Annotated in this window: 22 protein-coding genes and 1 pseudogene; 10 read left to right on the top strand and 13 right to left on the bottom strand. The window is 42.2% G+C overall.

Going from position 1 to position 19,467, the window contains the following annotated elements:
• Positions 1 to 84: 84 nt before the first annotated feature.
• From ACVA58_RS08600 to ACVA58_RS08585, 4 genes are all read right to left on the bottom strand, one after another.
• On the bottom strand, positions 85 to 684 hold the full coding sequence (locus tag ACVA58_RS08600; protein WP_446510017.1) for a murein L,D-transpeptidase catalytic domain family protein: 600 nt from the start codon (positions 682 to 684) through the stop codon (positions 85 to 87).
• A 203-nt stretch (positions 685 to 887) separates the two neighbouring features.
• Complete coding sequence (locus ACVA58_RS08595; protein WP_446510016.1) at positions 888 to 1,823, bottom strand: bile acid:sodium symporter family protein; 936 nt, start codon at positions 1,821 to 1,823, stop codon at positions 888 to 890.
• 304 nt (positions 1,824 to 2,127) lie between these two features.
• On the bottom strand, positions 2,128 to 2,907 hold the full coding sequence (locus ACVA58_RS08590) for a transporter substrate-binding domain-containing protein (protein ID WP_446510015.1): 780 nt from the start codon (positions 2,905 to 2,907) through the stop codon (positions 2,128 to 2,130).
• Positions 2,908 to 3,320: 413 nt separating this feature from the next.
• Positions 3,321 to 4,166 (bottom strand): MBL fold metallo-hydrolase, encoded by an 846-nt coding sequence (locus ACVA58_RS08585; RefSeq protein WP_446510014.1) that lies wholly within the window; start codon positions 4,164 to 4,166, stop codon positions 3,321 to 3,323.
• A 196-nt stretch (positions 4,167 to 4,362) separates the two neighbouring features.
• Here ACVA58_RS08585 and ACVA58_RS08580 point away from each other — a divergent pair.
• From ACVA58_RS08580 to ACVA58_RS08570, 3 genes and pseudogenes are all read left to right on the top strand, one after another.
• Positions 4,363 to 5,046 (top strand): annotated as a pseudogene (locus ACVA58_RS08580) (endonuclease); the annotation flags it as partial.
• Positions 5,023 to 5,295, top strand: a complete 273-nt coding sequence (locus ACVA58_RS08575; RefSeq protein WP_446510150.1) for a sunset domain-containing protein — start codon at positions 5,023 to 5,025, stop codon at positions 5,293 to 5,295. The pseudogene ACVA58_RS08580 and the gene ACVA58_RS08575, both read left to right, overlap by 24 nt.
• Before the next feature lie 340 nt (positions 5,296 to 5,635).
• Positions 5,636 to 5,932 carry a hypothetical protein gene (locus ACVA58_RS08570; protein WP_446510013.1) on the top strand — a complete coding sequence of 99 codons (297 nt, stop codon included), beginning with the start codon at positions 5,636 to 5,638 and terminating at the stop codon, positions 5,930 to 5,932.
• Between the two features lie 41 nt (positions 5,933 to 5,973).
• Here the strand turns inward: ACVA58_RS08570 and ACVA58_RS08565 are convergent, their stop codons facing one another.
• Together ACVA58_RS08565 and ACVA58_RS08560 are read right to left on the bottom strand one after the other, a co-directional pair.
• Entirely contained in the window at positions 5,974 to 6,660 is a 687-nt protein-coding gene (locus ACVA58_RS08565; protein WP_446510012.1) for a hypothetical protein, read from the bottom strand.
• Positions 6,661 to 6,792: 132 nt separating this feature from the next.
• Positions 6,793 to 7,125 carry a hypothetical protein gene (locus tag ACVA58_RS08560; RefSeq protein WP_446510011.1) on the bottom strand — a complete coding sequence of 111 codons (333 nt, stop codon included), beginning with the start codon at positions 7,123 to 7,125 and terminating at the stop codon, positions 6,793 to 6,795.
• A gap of 213 nt (positions 7,126 to 7,338) precedes the next feature.
• Between ACVA58_RS08560 and ACVA58_RS08555 the strand changes: the two genes are divergently transcribed.
• The 7 genes from ACVA58_RS08555 (at position 7,339) to ACVA58_RS08525 (ending at position 13,352) form a co-directional block, all read left to right on the top strand.
• A complete protein-coding gene (locus tag ACVA58_RS08555) occupies positions 7,339 to 8,019 on the top strand; it encodes a ribosome recycling factor family protein (RefSeq protein WP_446510010.1) in 681 nt (226 codons plus the stop codon).
• Positions 8,020 to 8,464: 445 nt separating this feature from the next.
• Positions 8,465 to 8,656: a hypothetical protein gene (locus ACVA58_RS08550; protein ID WP_446510009.1), complete on the top strand. Its 192-nt coding sequence runs from the start codon at positions 8,465 to 8,467 to the stop codon at positions 8,654 to 8,656.
• A 402-nt stretch (positions 8,657 to 9,058) separates the two neighbouring features.
• Positions 9,059 to 9,289: a hypothetical protein gene (locus ACVA58_RS08545; RefSeq protein WP_446510008.1), complete on the top strand. Its 231-nt coding sequence runs from the start codon at positions 9,059 to 9,061 to the stop codon at positions 9,287 to 9,289.
• Positions 9,290 to 9,685: 396 nt separating this feature from the next.
• Positions 9,686 to 10,468: a molybdate ABC transporter substrate-binding protein gene (modA, locus tag ACVA58_RS08540; protein ID WP_446510007.1), complete on the top strand. Its 783-nt coding sequence runs from the start codon at positions 9,686 to 9,688 to the stop codon at positions 10,466 to 10,468.
• A complete protein-coding gene (modB, locus tag ACVA58_RS08535; protein WP_446510006.1) occupies positions 10,468 to 11,157 on the top strand; it encodes a molybdate ABC transporter permease subunit in 690 nt (229 codons plus the stop codon). The genes modA and modB overlap by 1 nt, the downstream gene beginning before the upstream one ends.
• Positions 11,154 to 12,239 carry a molybdenum ABC transporter ATP-binding protein ModC gene (gene modC, locus ACVA58_RS08530; RefSeq protein WP_446510005.1) on the top strand — a complete coding sequence of 362 codons (1,086 nt, stop codon included), beginning with the start codon at positions 11,154 to 11,156 and terminating at the stop codon, positions 12,237 to 12,239. The genes modB and modC overlap by 4 nt, the downstream gene beginning before the upstream one ends.
• Before the next feature lie 495 nt (positions 12,240 to 12,734).
• Positions 12,735 to 13,352, top strand: a complete 618-nt coding sequence (locus ACVA58_RS08525) for a CAP domain-containing protein (protein ID WP_446510004.1) — start codon at positions 12,735 to 12,737, stop codon at positions 13,350 to 13,352.
• 138 nt (positions 13,353 to 13,490) lie between these two features.
• Here ACVA58_RS08525 and ACVA58_RS08520 read toward each other — a convergent pair whose 3' ends face one another.
• The 7 genes from ACVA58_RS08520 to ACVA58_RS08490 form a co-directional block, all read right to left on the bottom strand.
• On the bottom strand, positions 13,491 to 14,696 hold the full coding sequence (locus tag ACVA58_RS08520) for an LssY C-terminal domain-containing protein (protein ID WP_446510003.1): 1,206 nt from the start codon (positions 14,694 to 14,696) through the stop codon (positions 13,491 to 13,493).
• Between the two features lie 3 nt (positions 14,697 to 14,699).
• A complete protein-coding gene (locus tag ACVA58_RS08515; RefSeq protein ID WP_446510002.1) occupies positions 14,700 to 15,431 on the bottom strand; it encodes a glycosyltransferase in 732 nt (243 codons plus the stop codon).
• 68 nt (positions 15,432 to 15,499) lie between these two features.
• Complete coding sequence (locus tag ACVA58_RS08510) at positions 15,500 to 16,330, bottom strand: alpha/beta fold hydrolase (protein ID WP_446510001.1); 831 nt, start codon at positions 16,328 to 16,330, stop codon at positions 15,500 to 15,502.
• The gene (locus ACVA58_RS08505) at positions 16,327 to 17,397 is read right to left on the bottom strand and encodes a M14 family zinc carboxypeptidase (RefSeq protein ID WP_446510000.1); all 1,071 of its coding nucleotides are present in this window, start codon (positions 17,395 to 17,397) and stop codon (positions 16,327 to 16,329) included. Before ACVA58_RS08505 ends, ACVA58_RS08510 begins: the two co-directional genes overlap by 4 nt.
• Before the next feature lie 166 nt (positions 17,398 to 17,563).
• The gene (locus ACVA58_RS08500; RefSeq protein WP_446509999.1) at positions 17,564 to 17,845 is read right to left on the bottom strand and encodes a D-fructose-6-phosphate amidotransferase; all 282 of its coding nucleotides are present in this window, start codon (positions 17,843 to 17,845) and stop codon (positions 17,564 to 17,566) included.
• A gap of 142 nt (positions 17,846 to 17,987) precedes the next feature.
• Complete coding sequence (locus ACVA58_RS08495; protein WP_446509998.1) at positions 17,988 to 18,632, bottom strand: hypothetical protein; 645 nt, start codon at positions 18,630 to 18,632, stop codon at positions 17,988 to 17,990.
• 132 nt (positions 18,633 to 18,764) lie between these two features.
• Positions 18,765 to 19,442 (bottom strand): DUF4336 domain-containing protein, encoded by a 678-nt coding sequence (locus ACVA58_RS08490; protein ID WP_446509997.1) that lies wholly within the window; start codon positions 19,440 to 19,442, stop codon positions 18,765 to 18,767.
• Positions 19,443 to 19,467: the final 25 nt, after the last annotated feature.

Genomic DNA, 19,467 nt, shown 5'->3' with positions numbered 1-19,467 from the left:
TAAGCTCGACTACATTAGTATTTATCTTTTAACAACAAAGCCTTGCTGAATGTTCAGCAAGGCTTTTTAATCTAGGTCGTTTCACTATTGATGGTGCACGAAGATATAACCGCTCTCTTTGATACGGTTTATCGTCTCATCTAAATGATCAAATGGAATTGCAAAACAACCTTCACTACGCCCCAGTATGCCGTTACTTTCCAGAAACTCATAACTGACATAGTTAGCACCATGAACCACAATGAAGCGGCTCCGGGCATTATCGTTTATACCAATCTCAAGACCATCAATGCGCAGGGAATAACCATTAACGCCAATATAGGTTTCCTTAGTTGCGTATAGGCCGCCAGATGATTGGTTGGATCCACGAATATTGGAAAATCTTATCGGGAAACGGTAGCCGGATTCTTTGGCATGAGCCACCAAGCTTTGGTGCGTGATTCTGTTAGAACTTAAATCAATAATGAATAGTCGCTCTTCATCCGACGGTAGGGTGTAATCAATGATGGTGAGTCCGGATGGGTTTTTCCCAAATTTGTTGGCACGGGATATGGCATTTTTGACTAAGTCGGGCTTGAAATAAGCATGATCAGATATAGGCACTCCATGGTGGGAGCGAGGTGAAGAGCAGCCTGAAATTAAGATAATGAAGGCGAGTGGCCCCAAAAGGTTAAGGTAATTCACGTTTCTCTCTATATCGAATCTATCGTCATTGTTGCCAGAGGAGGCCTATTTAAGGGATTAACCTTCACTACTATGAACGACAATTATTAGGCGTTATTAAATTTTGCCTTCGTTTGTTAGAGAAACGTTTTAGATGGTGCTGCTGACTAACAGGTAATTAAAAAGGCACAGCGTATACAACGCTGCGCCTTGTTGCTAAGTGATTAACACGCAGGGGACGTTTTTGTTTGTTTAGCTTTTTTGCTTGCCCAGAAGCCAGCGAGCAGTGAACCCGAAATATTGTGCCAAACCGAGAAGATAGTGCCGGCAATAGCAGAAGCTGGCGAGAAGAACTTCATCGCAAGTGCTGTTGCCAGTCCAGAGTTTTGCAACCCGACCTCAAAAGCAATTGTTCGACATGTAGACTCATTAAAGCCGAGTAGGCGGCAGCAATAGTAACCCGCAGTCAAACCTATGCCATTGTGGAGAATCACGGCTAGCGCAACCATTGGTCCTACCTGGCTTAAATTGTCAGCATTCAAAGCAACGACTATAGCGATGATCAATACGATGGCAACCATGGAAACAAGTGGCAGCAGTGTATGTATCTTGGCAACGGCTTTTTGAGCAAAGGTATTGATGACCAGCCCTATACCTACTGGTAATAACACTATTTTCACCAAGCTCATTAGCATTGCAGATACTGGTACATCAACGGTCTCGCCCACCAATAACTCGACAAGCAAGGGCGTGAGGATAACACCTAGTAATGTTGATATAGCCGTCATTGATATAGAGAGCGCAACATTTCCTTTGGCAAGGAAAGCCATGACATTGGATGATGTTCCGCCGGCAACGCTCCCAACTAACACCATGCCAACCGTGAGTTCAGTACTGAAACCTAATAGATAACTGATTAATAACGCTGTGAGAGGCATGATGAGAAATTGAAGGACGACGCCAACACCGATCGCTCTTTTATGTTGGGTGACATTAAAGAAGTCCTTTGGTGATAAGCTCACACCCATGGCTAACATGATGATGGTCAGCAAAGGGACGATTTGAGTTTTTAGTTCAACAAATAAACCTGGAGATATAAACGCTAGTACCGCGAATATCACGGCCCACACTGGAAATAATTGGGTGATCCTTCCTATCATTTTGACTTCCTATTCAGTTGATTTTCAACCTCATCAGAGAGGTTTAATTTATTAGATGTGTTACGAGTATATTTTCACAAAGGTTACTAAGAGAAAAGCAGGAATGGGAATAAAGCGGTAGATCCTTTATTTAATTCAGTAGCATAAGTGATCTATCAATAAAGTTAGATTTTCTGGTTTTAACTGATTTTCACCAAGCAGCAAGCAGTGTTTAATGTTGTTGGAAAGGCTGGGTATTCGAGATATAACTCGATTAAGTGTAGTGCCACTGATACTCGTGGCACTAATTTATACGCTATGAACTCTAGATTTTAATGCCCATATTTTTATCGATGATCTGCTCTAGTTGACCGCTTTCGTCAAGTTTGGCAAGTACCTCGTTAATGCGTGCTTTGAGCTCATTATCTTTAGGCATCATGGTGGCGATAGCGGACTCGGTAAACTCAAAGCCAGGCATAGAGCGACAAAGCTCGTCGTGATGGCGTGCACGATAATCCGCTTCAACTGAGTCAGGGATCATCAGATCCACGGTGCCATCAAGAATACGGTCGTAGACGTATTTATTGGTAGGTTCAACATGAAGCTTAGCCTGCTTAAGGTTCGCGCGGGCAAAGATGGAATTTGTGCCGCCTTCATTGATGATCACCGTTGTTTCTGGCTGATCAATCTTCTCCAGTGAGTTGAATTTCTCTACGTCTTCACAACGAGTAATAGGCGTTTTGCCATAGTTGTAATAGCTATGAGAGAAGTAAGCAAACTCTTTGCGTGCGTCAGTAACTGAAATACCAGTCATACCGATATCGTACTTACCGCTTTGGAAATCATCCATCAATGTTGGCCAACTGGTCGGAACCAAGGTTAATTTTACATTTAGTTCATCAGCAATGATCACAGCAAGATCGTGCTCAATACCCACATAGTTACCATTGCTCAGCTTCTCGGAAAAAGGCATGTAATCCCCAGTGACACCGATTCGAATTTCTTTAGCTTGTTCGATTTTATCCAGTGTTTCACCAGCAAGTGATGGAGTGGAAGCTAGTGTAAGGGTACCCAGCAGTGTGACAGTAAATAATGTTGGCTTCATGTTCAGTATCTTATGTTGTGATTGTTCTTCGTCATGTTTCTTTCTTTTGCTGGTATAGAGTAACCAGCGCTGAAAAAAGGATATACCTGGGCTGTGATGAGCCTCTGTTTGCTTTCCCTGCCAACATAATTGAATCGAAATATAAGCGCAAGATAAAATGTCAATATACTGGCTTGCTTTTGGTTTTTTGTTTTGCGTAATCTTTTCGTTACACCTGTTGTTCGGGAGAGCTGGGCTCTGGTAACTTGGGTATATCAGCAGCGCTATTTTTGTGGCAATCAATCATGTGATGCGTTTAAGCTTGTTGTATATGCTGCCAAGTGTGTGTAAAGCACCGTTGCAGAGGTTGAGTAAGAAGGCTTAAATGTGGTATTTGCACAGGGCTTATAAATAGAAGTGTGGCCGTCTCACCATTAGACTGACACACTTCGGCCTGTAGGCAGGTGCTCCAATTTCTCACCTAGCACTTCCTTTAGCAGGGCGAACGCTTTCTTGCCTGTGCAATGACCGGTGAAGAATTTATCAATAGGGTATGCGAGCAGTTGTTTACCCAGTAATCTGATGTCTTTTTTGCTACCCCCTACACTATTGAAAAAGGGTAAGCCGACAAGATGGAAACCACCTATAACCGCTTTGATTCTGGCTCCCGGAAATAAGGAGATCGCCGTGTCGACCATATTAAGTACCCCGTTGTGAGCACAGCCAGTGAAGACAACAATGCCATCCTCTTCTCTGATAACCATCATTAACTCATGCTCAAAGGTGTCGTGAGAGCATTCTTGTTCTGAGCAGGCATAGAGGTATTCATTGCCTTTAGGCTGAGCGTAATTCTGAGTAATATCGGTGATCAAAAAAACGTTAGGGAGTATTTCTGTTGCTATGTTGACCAAGCAAAGCTGTGTTTGGGCTTCTTCGAATAGCGTTCGATCAATACTGATATCCTTTCTAAAGCCATAAGCTCTAAACTGGAAACTCATATCACCGCTCGCTCGAAGGTAAACCGGGGCTGTAGCGTTTTGTTTTATGAAATGGCGTAGCCCATTGCAATGGTCATGATGGTGATGTGAGATTGCGACAGCATCAACGTTATCGATATCAATATTTAATAACTTGGCATTGCTGCAAAAAGCTTGTCCGTTTCCGGTATCAAACAAGAGCTGTTTATCTTTGGTTTGAATATGAAGTGATAACCCTCTTTCTGTAGCAAGATCAGGTCGGTCGTTTAAGCGTGAATTGTCGACCAAAGCAGTAACAATCATAGGCACCTTTCTTACCGTTTATTTCCGTATGCTACCCGTTTAACTTGCTTGGCAGCTCATATCCGTAGGGATTATACCTTACCAAAAACGCGCTGAATCGCTACCGTGCCACATAGTATCAATAATCTATTTATCGAATTATTTATAGTGTTATGTCATTCTAAAGCTATCTATCAATACCTTAGTAGCATTGGATATGTCAAAACGATTTCTTTTAGCGTTCTTCGCTTTATTTATTACTTCTTCCACTATTGCCGCACCAAATAACTTTAGCCATGCCAAAGTGTTAGCCAAAGAACATGTATATTTTGACCAAACTGAAAACGGTACATTTTACTGTGGCTGCAGCTATACCTTTATGGGGAAAAGTGGTGGCCGAGTTGACCTGGACAGTTGTGGGTATGACGTTCGTAAGAACCAAAATCGTGCCCAGCGCATTGAGTGGGAGCATATTGTTCCAGCCTCTAACTTTGGTCGAGCGAGGCAATGCTGGCAAGAAGGCGGTCGCAAGAACTGTGTAAAAAATGATCCTGTTTTTGCGGTGATGGAAGCGGATATGCATAACCTGACTCCTTCCATTGGTGAAGTGAACGGTGACCGTTCAAATTACAATTTCAGCCAGCTCAATGTGTCGTCAAATCAGTATGGCCAATGTGACTTTAAAGTTGATTTTAAAAGCCGTTTGGCGGAACCGAGGAACGAAGTCAAAGGGCAGGTCGCTCGAACCTACTTTTATATGTTTGACCGTTATAATCTATCGATGTCCACCCAGCAGCAACGTCTGTTGGTTGCATGGGACAGACAGTACCCTGTCTCTGAGTGGGAGCTTGAGAGAAACCGTCGAATCGCTAAGCAAATGGGACATGACAACCCATTTGTTACAGGTAAAGCGGTTTGGCAGGTTGGTCATAAAAACAGTGGCTTAGGCTTAAAGTCTACAGAGGTTGCGAAGGATAGCACTGACACAGATTCAGGGCATTTAATAAGGGGCAATAAGAACAGTAAGGTGTACCACCTACCTGAGGGGTGTCCAAGTTATAATCGAGTGAGTCCCAAGAATGTTGTAAATTTCCACTCTGAGCAAGAAGCATTATCAGCAGGGTATCGTAAAGCCGGAAACTGCTCATAAGCCTAACTGTAAACTTGGCTGAGTATAACTATTCAGCCAAGTTTCAAACAAAGGTTTTTACAAGCACATGAAAATCGATGTTTGGGCGTATTTTATTCTCCATATTGGAAAAATGAGATTCCAAAAATTGTGTAGTATATTAATTTTTTAGTAATTTACTCTGAACGTTACGGGTGTTTCTAAATGTAATTTCTAATATTTACCTGTTTCCAGTTATTTGTATTGGTAAAAAGTGTGTAGCGGTAAGACATTGTGCTTTCGTAGTAAATCGTGACTTTCTGATAAGCAAACCTAATGATATTTTTGAATTTGTTCAGAATTATTGATATGTAGGGTGTGTATGGAAAGTTTAGTGGTAATCATAGCTTCGATTTTATGGACTGCTGGACGCTATCGTATTCATACGCCTGCTGAGTGGCAGGCTAAACACTGGTTAATCAAGGGACTTGCTATTACATTGGCGCTATTTCCTGCTTCTTTCCTCTATTATTGGGACGTTATAATTTCCTCTGCTTCGTCCCTATCAAAGAATCAGATCATCTTCTGTGAAATCTCGCTGCATTTATTTCTCATCGTCATAGCAATTCAAAGCCTGATGGGGATCGTATTCATCGTTAGCTCAATGAAAAGAAAATAGAAGTAAACCCAAGATTTGATCTTGGGCTATTCGCTGAATTGTTATTCTTGCTCTTGTTCCGAATTTGATGTCGAAGGAAGGCTAATAAGGCCTGTACCTGCATCTCTGATCAGGTTTACAGGAGAAAGCAGGACGCCTTTAACTGCGCCTTGCGTTACTTGTTGAGTCAATTGTTCACTCTTCTCAACAATTTCATCAGTTTTAGCGAGTATGATAGGCACATCATTACGCAAGTGCCCTGACTCAGTAATGATCGCTGGAATAGTCGTTTTCCTGTAACCCTCACTTTCGATAACTACTGCAGGAATCACATCTGTTCTATAATGCTTCAATTCGTTTAATGCTACAGGTAATGTTGTCGTGTTTACCGTTGCGACAGTTTGGACTATGGAAGGAATGGTTTCGCTACGTATCGCATTTATTTCATCAAGAATCTGTGGGATTTTTTGATCTACCGAGGCAACGGTCTTGTTAACATCCTCGATTGTTGTTTGGATATCATTAGCCAACAACAGTGCCTGCGGCGTTAACTCTTCAAAGGTTTTTGCCAGTAATAGCCATTGTTCGATTTCGAGTTTATCCGCTGTCGAATTGATATCCGCTATCATTTGGGGGTAGGTATCGACAACTTTAGTGATCGTTGTAGTAAAAGAGTAGATGGTGTAACCCAAATAAAAGATAGCGACGGCCAAAAACAATTGTATTGCGCTGCCCAGTTGGTTTTTCATAATGACATCCGTGTGAATGAATTTACTTTAAAGGAATTATAAGCATTTGAGTGCGGATTGGCATAAGAAGAATATGTTGTTATAGGTGATGTTAGCGCGAGATAACCCTTCCACAAAACATCAATCACTCAGTCAATCAACTAGGGTCGTCTTCGCTAGCATATTACAATAGGGCTGTTTAGTTATCATGTCGCTAATGTAAATCACCTTAATGTCATTCCCTTGCTGAATGAAGGCCACCCGGCAGCTTAATGTTGGGGTTAGTATTATTTTATACTCTTGTATTTTAACGCCTTTATGGGTTAGTTTTTGAGCGAGTTTGATTTTATAACTGTTACTACTTAAAAGTACGGGCAATCTCTCTTCAATATCGAGTTCAATCTCTTTTTTGAATTTCGAGTGCTTTGAAAAGAAACGCCGTAAATGATTGTTATGGTCATAGGTAACCGTTCCAAATAACTGCATATTTACTTTCACCATTTACAAACTTATCAATACCTAGTGTACACCTTATAAAAAATGGAAAAATGTGATCTTGGTCGTGTTTGTATAGAGTGTTAAAGCATGTGTTTGTGTTCTAAGTTTTACTGAATGAGTGTTGTTCTTTTGCGATTACACAGCGTTTGTTTCTACAAGGCAAAGGTGTTATTTTCTCGTCATACCTACGATCTGTGATTAATGATGAAATCGAGTATAACAATCAACCTGCCGTCCCTGGCGCATAAAATCACAACCACTGGTATTTCAGAGATTAATTCAGTCATTGTGCCGTACGGCTGTATTGTGAAACGGGTACGCCGCAGCCGAAATTACGTCCTTATTGGCAAATATAAAGATCTGGTAGCGGTAAGATCTGACTTTGGTAAACTAGTTGATTCCAAGAATTGTTTGAAGTGGCAGCGAGTCTACCAAAGCTACCTCGCTGGCTTACATGAGCTTGGCGAGGCAAGTGAATTTGCTACGTATGAAATAAAAAACTTCACTGCTACTCTTGGTAAAACAGACCGCTGCTTCTTGCTTGAGAAGCTTGCTGAAATTGGTATCGACGTTAAACGAAAAGCAAATCAAAGGCACCTAGAACTCACGGGTAGTTTGGCGAAGCTAAACGCTCTACAGTCCATACTACAAAATGCTACTAGCGAATCATTAGTCGCAGTCGGAAAGCCAATTCACAAACGCCTTTCGAAGTATAACGATATCGAGAGCGTAGGTTTCGACTACGGTAAAACAGAGAAATTGCGCACTCTACTTTCCTATGTTGAAGATAATCCGGCAATCACCGTTGCCGAGCTATGCTTTCTGACAAACTGTTCGATAGCAGATGCTAGAAAAGCTTTAGATGACTACTTCGAACTCTAGTATTGTCACCGATTAGTCCAATGCTCTAAATCGTTTGTTTCCCCATGATGAGTCGTGAACGCAATATAGAACACCTTTAGTATTAATAGTCGATAAGGACCCATTGAGGACACTAGGATGCATAGGGATATTACAGGGCTTTTATAACTCGATTACGAATATTACTTTCAACACGACTTATGCGTATTATCTTTACATACTGGTATCAACTCTTTTATGCCTGCGAATCCTTTACACATTCTTTTTCTTTTAGCTCTCCACTAACTGAGCCAATCACTCTCAAAAATGAAATGTTAGCTTACCTGCCATAGATAGTTGTAGCGTTGACGACCATGTTTTAGAAGCGCATTATTTATTTCTGAGCAGAACAAAACGTGCTTTCGTTAAGAGAAATAAACACGAATAGTTGTTTCTGTGCAACGCATCAATTTGAATGGCAGGATACATGAATAAAATTTTTATGTTAATAATGGGGTTGTTTTTTACCGGGCGATTGTATGCCAGTATTGCGCCTCATGTTACTCAACTTGAGCATGATGCGCCTATTCTCATTCGCTCCGCACTCATCATCGGCGTTGCAGGTTATTTCATCTGGATAGTATTGAAATACATAAAAAAGAACAAAACCTCTCGTTAAAATCAACTCTAGTAAGAGTCTCTGAAGAGGGGCTTATCTACGTTTAAGGCAAATAAGAACCTATACCTTTTCCTATTGCACTATCACGTAGGAACTGCATCTCGGTTTTTGTATCATGAACACCGATTAAGCCAAGGATGGTATTGTTTTCTTTCACACACCATAGGTCGACGGCTGGAAAAGCATGCTTTACAATCGTAAATCGCGTGGGTAGATGTTCATGTATTATGGCTTGTTGTGTTTTTTTTAAGAATGAAGCTACATTATATCTGATATGAGCGTCAGTCAGTTGATTTTAAATGAAGGTAATTGGTATTGTTACGCCGCATAAACTCGCCGTAAGTGGGGGGGTAACACGCTAAACAACCCTAAATAATTATTAATTCAACGAGAAAACCAAAGATGTCAGCCACGCAATTTCAAACGAACTGGATTAAACCTTTCACACTTGATCTCGCTGCCCTAAAGCTCGGCAAAAGCAAAGAGGAAATCAAGGCTTTGTGTGATTTAAAAGTGTTGAACGGCGGTTGGGATGAGTTTTACGGCGAGAAAGGAGCTTTTATCGTCTGGCTACCAGAAGACCAAGCTGATATTACAGCCGATGAAATACGCGCTGGCGCAACAATGCACTAAGGATTCAATTGTGGCTTTCCCACCTCCTACTGGTGGCTTTGTAGTGCTCCTTTTTAAGTTAGACTTTTCGATACATGCCGACTTATTCTCGTGACCGCGTAATAAGCTGTATCTCTCATTTTTATCATTTACCACCACCGAAGCCTAAATCACCTGTTTTTGAAAAAGCCCGTTTGACATAACCATGAATTTTCAGATCGTTAAATCATTAAGCTGCTGATTAAGAACAAATTAAACTCCAATTATATTGTTCGGCCATCTAGAAGTCCTTCCGGCTTTCTTTGGGCATTTCCGGTTTATTACCTTCTTTCCCAAATATCTATCACGATCTGGGTATTCAGTTTTACCGTTATATACCTTACTATATAACGGTATTTTTACTCCTAGGATCTTAAGATGAAGTGCTGGAAAAGTACTGTAATAGCTATTGCTATATCTGTGTTGTCGTTTTCAAGTCTTGCCTCTGAAAAGGTAACTGTTTTTGCAGCCTCGTCGTTGACCAATGCGATGAATGAGGTTGTGTCTGCCTACGAGTTGAAAACGGGGGAGAAGCCAACGGTTTCATATGCTTCATCTTCAGCGCTAGCCCGCCAAATAGCCCAAGGAGCACCAGCCGATATTTATCTTTCTGCTAATGAGAAGTGGATGGATTACTTGGTACAGCAAGGTGTCATTGAGGTTTCAACAAGAAAGCCTTTGTTGCATAACAGCTTGGTGATGGTGGCACCAAATGACTACCCGCAACAAAACATGACGTTGAATTCCTCATTCGACTTGAGTAAAGCTTTGGATGGTACCCGCCTTGCCGTTGGTGATCCAAATCATGTGCCAGCAGGGGTCTACACAAAAGAAGCCTTGGAACATATCGGCCTATGGCAACAGGCAGAACGTTTGTTGGCGAGAGCGAACAATGTACGTGGCGCACTGTTGCTGGTAGAAAGACAAGAAGCATTACTAGGAGTGGTATATAAAACGGATGCACTGATTTCCACTAAAGTACAAATTGTCAGTGAATTTCCTGAAGGTAGCCACACCGCGATCAGCTATCCTGTCGCAATGGTGAAAGGGCGACAGAATGAAAGTGCAAATAGCTTTTATCACTTCCTTAATTCAGAAGAGGCTGCTGCCATCTTCACTGAGTTCGGTTTCGGGGACATTAGTACCGGAGATATCAATTAGTGTTAACCGAATATGAAGTTCAAGCGCTATTGCTTAGCTTAAAAATTGCCAGCGTTGCGGTGGTTGTTAGTTTACCCTTTGGCGTCTTGTGCGCGTGGTTATTGGCGCGTTGCCAATTTGTGGGTAAGTCTTTGCTTGATGGTCTTGTGCATTTACCGTTAGTACTTCCTCCCGTTGTCATTGGTTATCTATTGCTGGTGGTAATGGGGCGCCAGGGTGTAATTGGTAAAGCTTTATATGATTGGTTTGGCCTGACATTCAGTTTTAGTTGGCGAGGTGCCGTTTTAGCGGTTGCGGTTGTTTCTTTTCCGTTAATGGTGCGCTCTATTCGTTTGGCACTTGAAAGTGTTGATTACAAGCTTGAGCAGGCGGCACGAACATTAGGGGCCAGCCCGATAAAAGTATTTTTCACCATTACCTTGCCGCTTACCTTACCGGGTATTCTTACTGGAGCTATCTTGGCCTTTGCCCGTGCGTTGGGTGAGTTTGGTGCAACCATTACTTTTGTATCGAATATCCCGGGAGAGACTCAAACCATACCCTTGGCGATGTATTCATTTATTGAAACCCCTGGTGCCGAAGATCAAGCTGCGCGATTATGTGTAATCGCAATTGTCATAGCCTTGGCATCGATCCTGGCCTCTGAATGGTTCTCGCGGGCTGCTCGACAGCGATTGGAGGCCAGATGATTACTATCGATATAAAGCAGAAGCTTGGCGATCTTGATATGGATATCCAGCTTGAACTACCGATGGAGGGGATCACTGCTATCTTTGGTCGCTCTGGGGCGGGGAAGACATCATTGATCAATGTTTTGAGTGGTTTGACGACCCCAGATTCAGGAACTATTTCTCTTGGGCAGCACGTGTTGTATAACCACCAAACCGGAATTGACCTGCCTCCGGAAAAGCGGCGAATTGGTTATGTGTTTCAGGATGCCAGATTGTTTCCTCATTACACTGTTGCAGGTAATCTGCGTTATGGCTGTAAGAGTGCTAACCCTGAACAATTTCAATCAGTAACTCAACTTTTGGGTATAGAAAGACTCTTGAACCGCTATCCGGCTTCTTTATCGGGGGGAGAAAAGCAGCGTGTGGCAATAGGCCGTGCATTACTATCCAATCCGTCGATGCTGTTAATGGATGAACCTCTGGCATCACTCGATCTTCCCCGTAAACAAGAATTAATGCCATATCTCGAGCGTCTTGCCAAAGAGGTTAAGATCCCGATTGTTTACGTTACCCACAGCTTGGATGAAATTTTACGCTTAGCGGATCATATGGCGATGATCCACCAAGGAAAAGTGGTGGTTTCGGGTCATATTAACAGTGTCTGGGGCTCGCCTGAGATGCGACCTTGGCTACCAGCTAAGGAGCAGAGTTCGTTACTTAGCGCTCGAGTCAATCATCATCATCCTCACTATGCATTAACACAGGTAATGCTCGATCACGATGCATATTTGTGGGTAAACCGCTTGCAGAGCGTGCGAGGAGAGTGGGTTAGGGTACGGGTTCACTCGAATGATGTTTCTCTGACCAAGATTAGATCAGAGCAAACCAGTATTCGGAATATACTATCAGCAAAGATTGATAAAATTCATCCGGTTGATGAGCAGGAGCGGGTTGAAGTTCGTTTGAGAGTGGGTGAAGCCCAACTGTGGGCCAATATCACCAAGTGGGCAGCGGACGAACTTGATTTATCAGTTGGTGATAAAGTTTATGCCCAAATTAAAGGTGTTAGTGTTACTCAAGAAGATTTGGCAACCATGTAGCTGAAGTCAGAAAATATTAAATTGAAAAGCATCAATTATTATTGGTGCTTTTTTATTTTGAATTGATCTCGATCAAGCATAAAAAAATGACAAATATAACTTTAATGACAATATTATTGTTTTGTTTTTGTCACTGTTACTTATTTTAAAGATGAAATTTTCTTTTGTTGAAAAAAATGAATATTTAATTGTACATGCTTGTTTGTACATATCTACATTCATTTTGTTTTCCTTTGTTGTATTTTATTTCTTTTATTTCATTACCTTAAGAGTGTTATTTTCGATTATTGGTTAGTTTTTCTTTGTTAATTGTTTGTCAGGTTGTTGAGAATATCATCGTTGCATATTGAATGATTAAGTGGGGATTAAGTATAGTGTGCTTCGTAAAAAGCGTGAAGCCAATTTATTTATTGTGTTTTATTAGACTAAATTAGTACTACATATATTATATTATTCAGTCTAATAAAACACACCTAATACAAAGCAAGGTATGTTATGAAAGTTTTACCCATATTAGCGTTGTCAGCATTATTATTGGCTGGTTGTGGTGGTGGTTCTAGTTCGTCGTCATCAGGTTCAGATAATTCAGGAAACCCTGTTAACCTACCAGAAGATGGTAATGATTCCGGTACTAACCCTGGTGATGATAACAATACCGGCGGCGGTGGTGATGAGGGTAATACTGACCCAGATCCAGGCCCTGGAGATACCTTTGCAGAGCAGATGCTGTATGCGGTGAACCAAGCGCGCGCGGAGGATCAAGTCTGTGGTGGTCAAGCAATGCCAGCAGTTCCAGCTCTTGAATGGAATCTTGACTTACAAGACGCAGCGGACCGCCATTCAGGCGATATGGCAAATATGCAGAAAATGAGCCATACAGGCTCAGATGGTAGTTCAGTGAGCACTCGTGTAACAGATGAAGGTTATGAATGGAGCACTGTGGCAGAAAACGTCGCAGCTGGTCAGACAAGCATTGAGCAGGTTATGTCCGGTTGGATGGCTAGTTCAGGCCACTGTACCAACATAATGAATGCGAAAATTACAGAGATGGGTGCTTCGGTTGTGGAAAGTGACAGAAACTACTGGACCCAAGTTTTTGCTAAGCCGAAGTAATATATTGATTACTCGTTTGAAATAAATATCTAAGCCGCCATAATTATTTGGCGGCTTTTTATATTTAACGGATGATAGAAATATTACCATCGCTGAAATAATGGTTGGATTTGGAAAAAGCGACGGGTTGACCTAGTTTTATAATTCTGGTTTCCAACCTAACTGGGCTGCGTTATTCATCAAGGTATCTCGTTCTACATCGATATCGGGGTCAATACCATGTAATACCGTTATTAGCCCTTTATAGTGGGCAAGTTTAAGACGGTCGTCGTAACTGATTGATGCAAGCCAAATATCTTCTTTCGTTTGTTCTGACTGACCAGCATACCACCACCGGATATGGCTACGATTTATTAAATCTCCTTTAATTTGGTAAGCCATCAATTGTGGCTGTTGGTTCCAGTATAAGTCTGAGATCGGTGGTTTCTGCTGGGAAATTAACTCAAGGTATTGAGATAAATCCAGTTTATTACGGGAGAAGGTTTTATTTTCAATCCAACCTAAGTCGTCCATTAGTACGCTTGGATGCTCGCCAACTAAAATAATGTTGATGGGTTGGGCTTTATATACTGGGGATAACCCTGGGTAAACTGTATAGTCCAATTTATTAAGTGCAACACTATCGCCTTGTAATTGTGCAGCATTACTATCGGCTTGCGCTTGAGAAATCCACTCTATGTTATAGGCCTCGCTATGAAAAAAATGGTAATAATTAGCAGAACCTAAGGCAGTAAGCCAGCAACATGCCATTAAAAGCCACTTTCGCCAACGGTAGACTCGATATAACATCAATGAAACCAGCAGTGAGAGCAGACTTGCGGTAATTAGCACGCTGTGCTCTTGGAAAAATAGCCCGATAGTCTGCCAACTGGGTAGGACATTGATGCCTTTGCCGATAAAAAAACCTGCAAGGGTGAATTGGCCAACCCCTAGTATTAATCCAATGGATGAATAAAGGGTAAATGTCGTCCAGCTCATGGCGTAACTGCCGGCGATAAATGGCATTATCCATGCCACTGGGCCAAGTAGCCGAGAGGCAGTGATCACCCAAGGGCCTCTCTTATGCAGGATAAAGCGTGTCTTGGCGATAGGACGTTGTGTTTTATTGAATTTACGAACTAGCCAGCGGCGACCGTGAGAGCCAGATCGGCGACCAATCCAAAAACTGATTTGGTCACCTATAAAGCCCCCGGCAAGTACAGCCAGTAAACCATAGATAGCACCGCTGCTAAGCAGATAGCCCGCTGCTAGTAAGAAAGGCTCTCCAGGGAAAAATATGTTTGGTCCTATCAGGGCATCAAGGAAACTTCCTCCAAAATACCACCACCAAGCGACGTCTTGCATGACTTAGTTAGCATCCTTGTAATGATCGAACTTGTAATCCATTTCTTTATTCCGCATCTCGCCCATAAAGAAACGGCGAACGTTGGCTTTCATATAAGTCAGGCCCATTTTAATGAAGCCATCTTGCTCAAGGCGGCGAGGATCAAACCAGAAACGAACAGGGAGCATTCGATAACGCCACGTTTTAGAGGCACGGCTGGCATAATCACAGTCTTCGCAAAGCACGATGCTTGGGTCAAAGCCGCCAATCTCTTTGTGAACGCGTTTGGTCGAAAACATGCAGGCACCAACAGCGGTAGGGAAGAAAAACGAAGTGGTAAACAGCCCAGCATTGAATAGCGCATAGCCCATTTTGTAACCGAACGACAAATCTTTGGCTTCCATGTAGGCACCGGCAACTTCGAGTTTTCGATTTTCCAATTCATACAGTGCATTGGTTAAGAAAGTCGGGCTCAGCCGAACATCAGCATCAAGGAATAATAGCCTTTCATTTTTGGCGAGTTGAGCACCGGTATTACGGCCAAGGCTAGTCCCACGTTGACTCATCTTATGAACGGTCAAGCCGGGTATAGCTTGTTCGAATCCTCTGGCGACTTCACAGGTATTATCGTCGCTGTTGGAATCGACCACGATAACCTCGAACAACTGGTGACTTTGTTTGCTTAAGTCATCCAGTAGGCGGCCAATGCGTTTTTCTTCATTCAGTGTGATGATCACAATACTTACAGCTGTCATAACTATCTCCGGCATTTGTATTAACTGAAGACAGTTTGCAAGTCTGTGATTGAATTAATACTGAGGGCTTAATTCATATTGCATTCATTTTCTTGTAACTGAACGGCTTGGCGTTGATAGAACAGTTCTACCTTATCAAGTAACCAGTTAGCATCATCGGATGGCAGATCATGACCTGCTTCAGGGTGGATCATGAGAGGTATGCTCCACCCTTTAGCTAACGCCTTACTGCATGAAATTGAGACGAGGGCATCTTGTTGACTGCCAATCAGTAGTGTGGGTGGCTTGGGAATTGAGTGATACTGATAGCGGCTAGCGGCATATAGTTGTCGTAACGCATTCGAGGCAGAAACTGGATAGTCTTTACGCCATCTGATCCAACTTTCAATGATACAAGGCGGTGATTGACGGGTTGTCATTTCGAAGATCAGTGACTCGCGCTTCTCATCTGGAAGGAAAAAATACTGAAGTATATTCCTGTATTGTTGCCATCTAAGTCTTTTATAGAAAGGAGAATAGTTATTGAGACTGGCATTGATCAGTATGGCTGAGTGGATATCGTTTGGGTATTTTCTCATCCACTCCAATGCAATCATACCGCCCATAGAGATTGCTATGATATCGACACTATCGGCATTGAGGTCTGTAGGTGTTGTGTTTGTTGTTGATGCTTGATAATCGGATAGCTGGGATTTCAGATCCTCTACCATTGCCGAAACACTGGTGGAGGATTGTTCTTGGTTACGCGCTCCATTGCCAGCAATATCAAAGGCGATGATCTCTCGCTCAGGAAAGTCCGCTTGTAATAATTCGGTAAACCTTCCCCAGTGTCGAGTTTCTCTCAGTAGTCCTCTGATTAATAAAATAGGACGATGGGAAGCATTAGCTAATGAGTTCATGGCACATTCTTGCTGTTTTGGGTGAGGTCATGTGGATACCAAAGCGATTTAGCTTGCAGGGCAAATGCATCGTTTTGATCGCTCAAGTACCAATTCTGGTATGAATAGGTGGCATTCATTAAAAACTCAGTCAGTATCAGGTGCGTGCGCAGTACACGCTGGATCCTATGGGGTTTTATTGGGTGAAAAAGCCCAATACGGTCAATAATTTGCAGTGGATTCTTACGAACCCATCGCCAAGATCCCATCTCTAGTGTAATAGGAAGCAGGTGTTGTTGACGACTTTCTGACATATCATACAAGTAATCCCATAAGTCCCCATGGCAAGTGTAATGCTTGGTTTGGGGTTCAAACAAATAATTCTGGTGGGGAAAGGCATTAAAGAATAGCTCTCTTAAGTGGTAGATAGCTCCAACCCGACTAATAGGCTGAAGTTTGCTTTTGGCATAGGGAAACCAAAGACGATCTTTGGAACCAAACCCTGAATGGCAATCGAGGGCGAGAGTAAAAGGGCTGGATTCCGTTGCTAACATGACTTCATTGCTCAGTGCTTGTGACTCAATTTCCATTCCTTGTTGCGCCTTACCACGGTACCAAGGGATATGTTTTGATATTCGATGTCCGCCAATAAGCCATGCAGTAGACTCTTTACTGTCCACCGGTGCATTCCTCATTAAATCGATATGGTTACCGTTAGAGCGATAACGCTTTGCCATACCGACTGGATTTAATAACGGAATAAAAATGAGCTTAATACGGCGTAATTTTTGTTGTAAAGCCTCGTCCCAGTGAAGACGCTGGCATAGGCTCCCTAGCAGGGAGATAACGACTTGGCTGCCAATGCGCTCTAAACCATGGACACCGCCAACAAAAAAAAGGCAAGGAGAGTGGCTATTAATAGCCCCTAGGCTGACTTTGTATATGGGTAGAGGAATATTATCGAGCTCGGAATAGTTGATCACCTCGACGGACGTAGCAATGTGTTTTAAAGTTGGAATCGAATGATTAATGATGGTTTCGAGCTGCATGAGCTCGGGTAACTGTCGGTAAATGCCTTCTTTGCTCAATGCTATGCACTCCTTGGCTTTTGGTATTAATTTAAGCCCAGTGTTTTACATCTAGATGTCATTATAAGCATTGAGTTGAGGAGAATAGGGTGGAGGAAGTAAACACTCCAAGCGAGCTAAACTATATTGAATATAATCGCATGCTTGGAGGTGTGGAGCTAAAGCATCAATGCGATTGGCTGAATTTCTTTGCTGACTCTAACTGATATTCTTCAACATCATGAATCCATCTAGGGCGGCTAATGAACCGAGCGATAGCAATAGATGGTAGTAAAAAGACAAACAACGGTAATGCTTCATGTAAATACGTATTGGCTAGTACTTCTTCATGAGTGAAGAAGTTCAACGCAGCCAGAAGGCAAAAGATGAAGCCAAGCACAACCAGAATAGCGGAGATAACCAAGCCGATGCCTAATAAGTCCCTTAAGTATAATTTAGAAGCATTCATATCCATTTCCTCATACAAATGATGGATAAAAATATACGCTTATTATTGCTCCTGGTTGTGACGTTGATCACATATAAGGCAAGGCTGAATGAAAGTTAATAATAGATTGATTTAAGGCAAATTCTGAACGAACGCCCAGTATTTAGAACGCATAACGTACACCAAGTTGGTAGCTACTCATTGAATACTTTTCGATGGTCGAATAAGAAAAATTAGCTTCTATATTCATGTTGTTAGAGACGTTAAATATATTGCCTATCCGGTATTCATTCAAAGTGTGCTTTAGTTGGTCGGTACGAAACGAGGGTTCAACAATCCAATTATCACAAGGGGAAAAGCGTAAGCCGGCTTCTGCACTAGCACCAGATTCACTGTAATGTTGGTTCTTATGACCAGTATTCTCACCCTGCTCAAGGTTGAGGTGGGTGACCCCCAACGTCGTAAAGAACGAAAGAGATTTTGATAGCGGTTGATAGAACCCAATACCTGCCATTTGATGTGCGAGAGAAACTTGATTGCGTTTCGACAGTTCGACTCTCCCTGTTATATATAAGCGATGAGTGAAGTTCCAGCTTCCTTTCAAGAAGGCGCCCGCCATGCTGTCTGCAATGGTTTCTCCTTGGGTTTCGTTGTGAAAATAATGAGAGCTTGTGAATTCATGACTTAAATGCGTGTAATGGAAACCTCCACTAATATAGTCAAAATCAGTTGTGGCAACCTGGGCATTAGCGAGGGAGGAGCTCAGGATAAATGCCAGTACAGGTAATGTACGTTGTATGTTTTTCATGAGTATTTGACAGCAAAGAAGTATTGCAGAGCATCATACAAGGATAAAAACAACGTTCAATAACTTATTGAACAATGTTCGTATTAAATTGTACGCGTGATTGTATTTGTTAAAAAGTGGTGTATTTACAACCTACAATGCCCATTTAAAAGCACGATGAAAGAATGCTTTGCCATCTGTTTCGATGTTATGGCCGTGTGAGAGAATAATGCGGTCAAAAGGCCAGGTCAGGATTTCCTGTAATGATTGTCTTAACCGTGTTTTATTATGAAAAGTCCAACGCCAGTATAGCGGCATGGCAGGGTGCTGGTAGCAGCCATTGGCCAATGCTAAAGCCATGGTGAATAAATTTGAGGTAGGTCGAAACCAAGCAAGCGTATCACCGACGATCAATGTGTTAGAGTGAGGATCGCAGAAGATCACTTCTTCCATCTGATCACTTCCTCTCAATAGGGTTTGATACAGTTGGTGCTGCCAAATTTCAGGGCTCTTGGCACTGAGGGCATCGTCAAAAGCAAGGTCGGTTCGTTTGTTTTGAAGGCCTGGAGGCGCAAAGAAATACGCATCAGGATAAGCAAGCCACCATTCGGATAGAAATAAATGATGGTTCATATTAGGGGTTACGATGGCCTGAATTGCTCCCAGTTGGCTTAACTCAAGCTGTAGCGATGTCGTTAACTGGATAGGGGAATGGATAAGTAGCTTACCATTTTCAAGCCGTATTACCGTCATCCTTGCACCCACAGATATGCCATTCAATTTGAATGGCATATCTTGATACCAGAGTCGATCCTTACTCCATTCTTTCATTGGTTATCCTTAACCAGATGGTGTG

This window comes from Photobacterium sp. DNB22_13_2 (assembly GCF_052873915.1).
Note: the sequence above shows the minus strand (reverse complement) of the source record. Positions and strands in the feature narration are given on the sequence as shown.

Coding starts and splice junctions, on each gene's coding strand:
- ACVA58_RS08595 (WP_446510016.1), bottom strand. CDS start 1,823: ATGATAGGAAGGATCACCCAATTATTTCCAGTGTGGGCCGTGATATTC.
- ACVA58_RS08590 (WP_446510015.1), bottom strand. CDS start 2,907: ATGAAGCCAACATTATTTACTGTCACACTGCTGGGTACCCTTACACTA.
- ACVA58_RS08585 (WP_446510014.1), bottom strand. CDS start 4,166: ATGATTGTTACTGCTTTGGTCGACAATTCACGCTTAAACGACCGACCT.
- ACVA58_RS08575 (WP_446510150.1), top strand. CDS start 5,023: ATGGGACATGACAACCCATTTGTTACAGGTAAAGCGGTTTGGCAGGTT.
- ACVA58_RS08570 (WP_446510013.1), top strand. CDS start 5,636: ATGGAAAGTTTAGTGGTAATCATAGCTTCGATTTTATGGACTGCTGGA.
- ACVA58_RS08565 (WP_446510012.1), bottom strand. CDS start 6,660: ATGAAAAACCAACTGGGCAGCGCAATACAATTGTTTTTGGCCGTCGCT.
- ACVA58_RS08560 (WP_446510011.1), bottom strand. CDS start 7,125: ATGCAGTTATTTGGAACGGTTACCTATGACCATAACAATCATTTACGG.
- ACVA58_RS08555 (WP_446510010.1), top strand. CDS start 7,339: ATGATGAAATCGAGTATAACAATCAACCTGCCGTCCCTGGCGCATAAA.
- ACVA58_RS08550 (WP_446510009.1), top strand. CDS start 8,465: ATGAATAAAATTTTTATGTTAATAATGGGGTTGTTTTTTACCGGGCGA.
- ACVA58_RS08545 (WP_446510008.1), top strand. CDS start 9,059: ATGTCAGCCACGCAATTTCAAACGAACTGGATTAAACCTTTCACACTT.
- modA (WP_446510007.1), top strand. CDS start 9,686: ATGAAGTGCTGGAAAAGTACTGTAATAGCTATTGCTATATCTGTGTTG.
- modC (WP_446510005.1), top strand. CDS start 11,154: ATGATTACTATCGATATAAAGCAGAAGCTTGGCGATCTTGATATGGAT.
- ACVA58_RS08525 (WP_446510004.1), top strand. CDS start 12,735: ATGAAAGTTTTACCCATATTAGCGTTGTCAGCATTATTATTGGCTGGT.
- ACVA58_RS08520 (WP_446510003.1), bottom strand. CDS start 14,696: ATGCAAGACGTCGCTTGGTGGTGGTATTTTGGAGGAAGTTTCCTTGAT.
- ACVA58_RS08515 (WP_446510002.1), bottom strand. CDS start 15,431: ATGACAGCTGTAAGTATTGTGATCATCACACTGAATGAAGAAAAACGC.
- ACVA58_RS08510 (WP_446510001.1), bottom strand. CDS start 16,330: ATGAACTCATTAGCTAATGCTTCCCATCGTCCTATTTTATTAATCAGA.
- ACVA58_RS08500 (WP_446509999.1), bottom strand. CDS start 17,845: ATGAATGCTTCTAAATTATACTTAAGGGACTTATTAGGCATCGGCTTG.
- ACVA58_RS08495 (WP_446509998.1), bottom strand. CDS start 18,632: ATGAAAAACATACAACGTACATTACCTGTACTGGCATTTATCCTGAGC.
- ACVA58_RS08490 (WP_446509997.1), bottom strand. CDS start 19,442: ATGAAAGAATGGAGTAAGGATCGACTCTGGTATCAAGATATGCCATTC.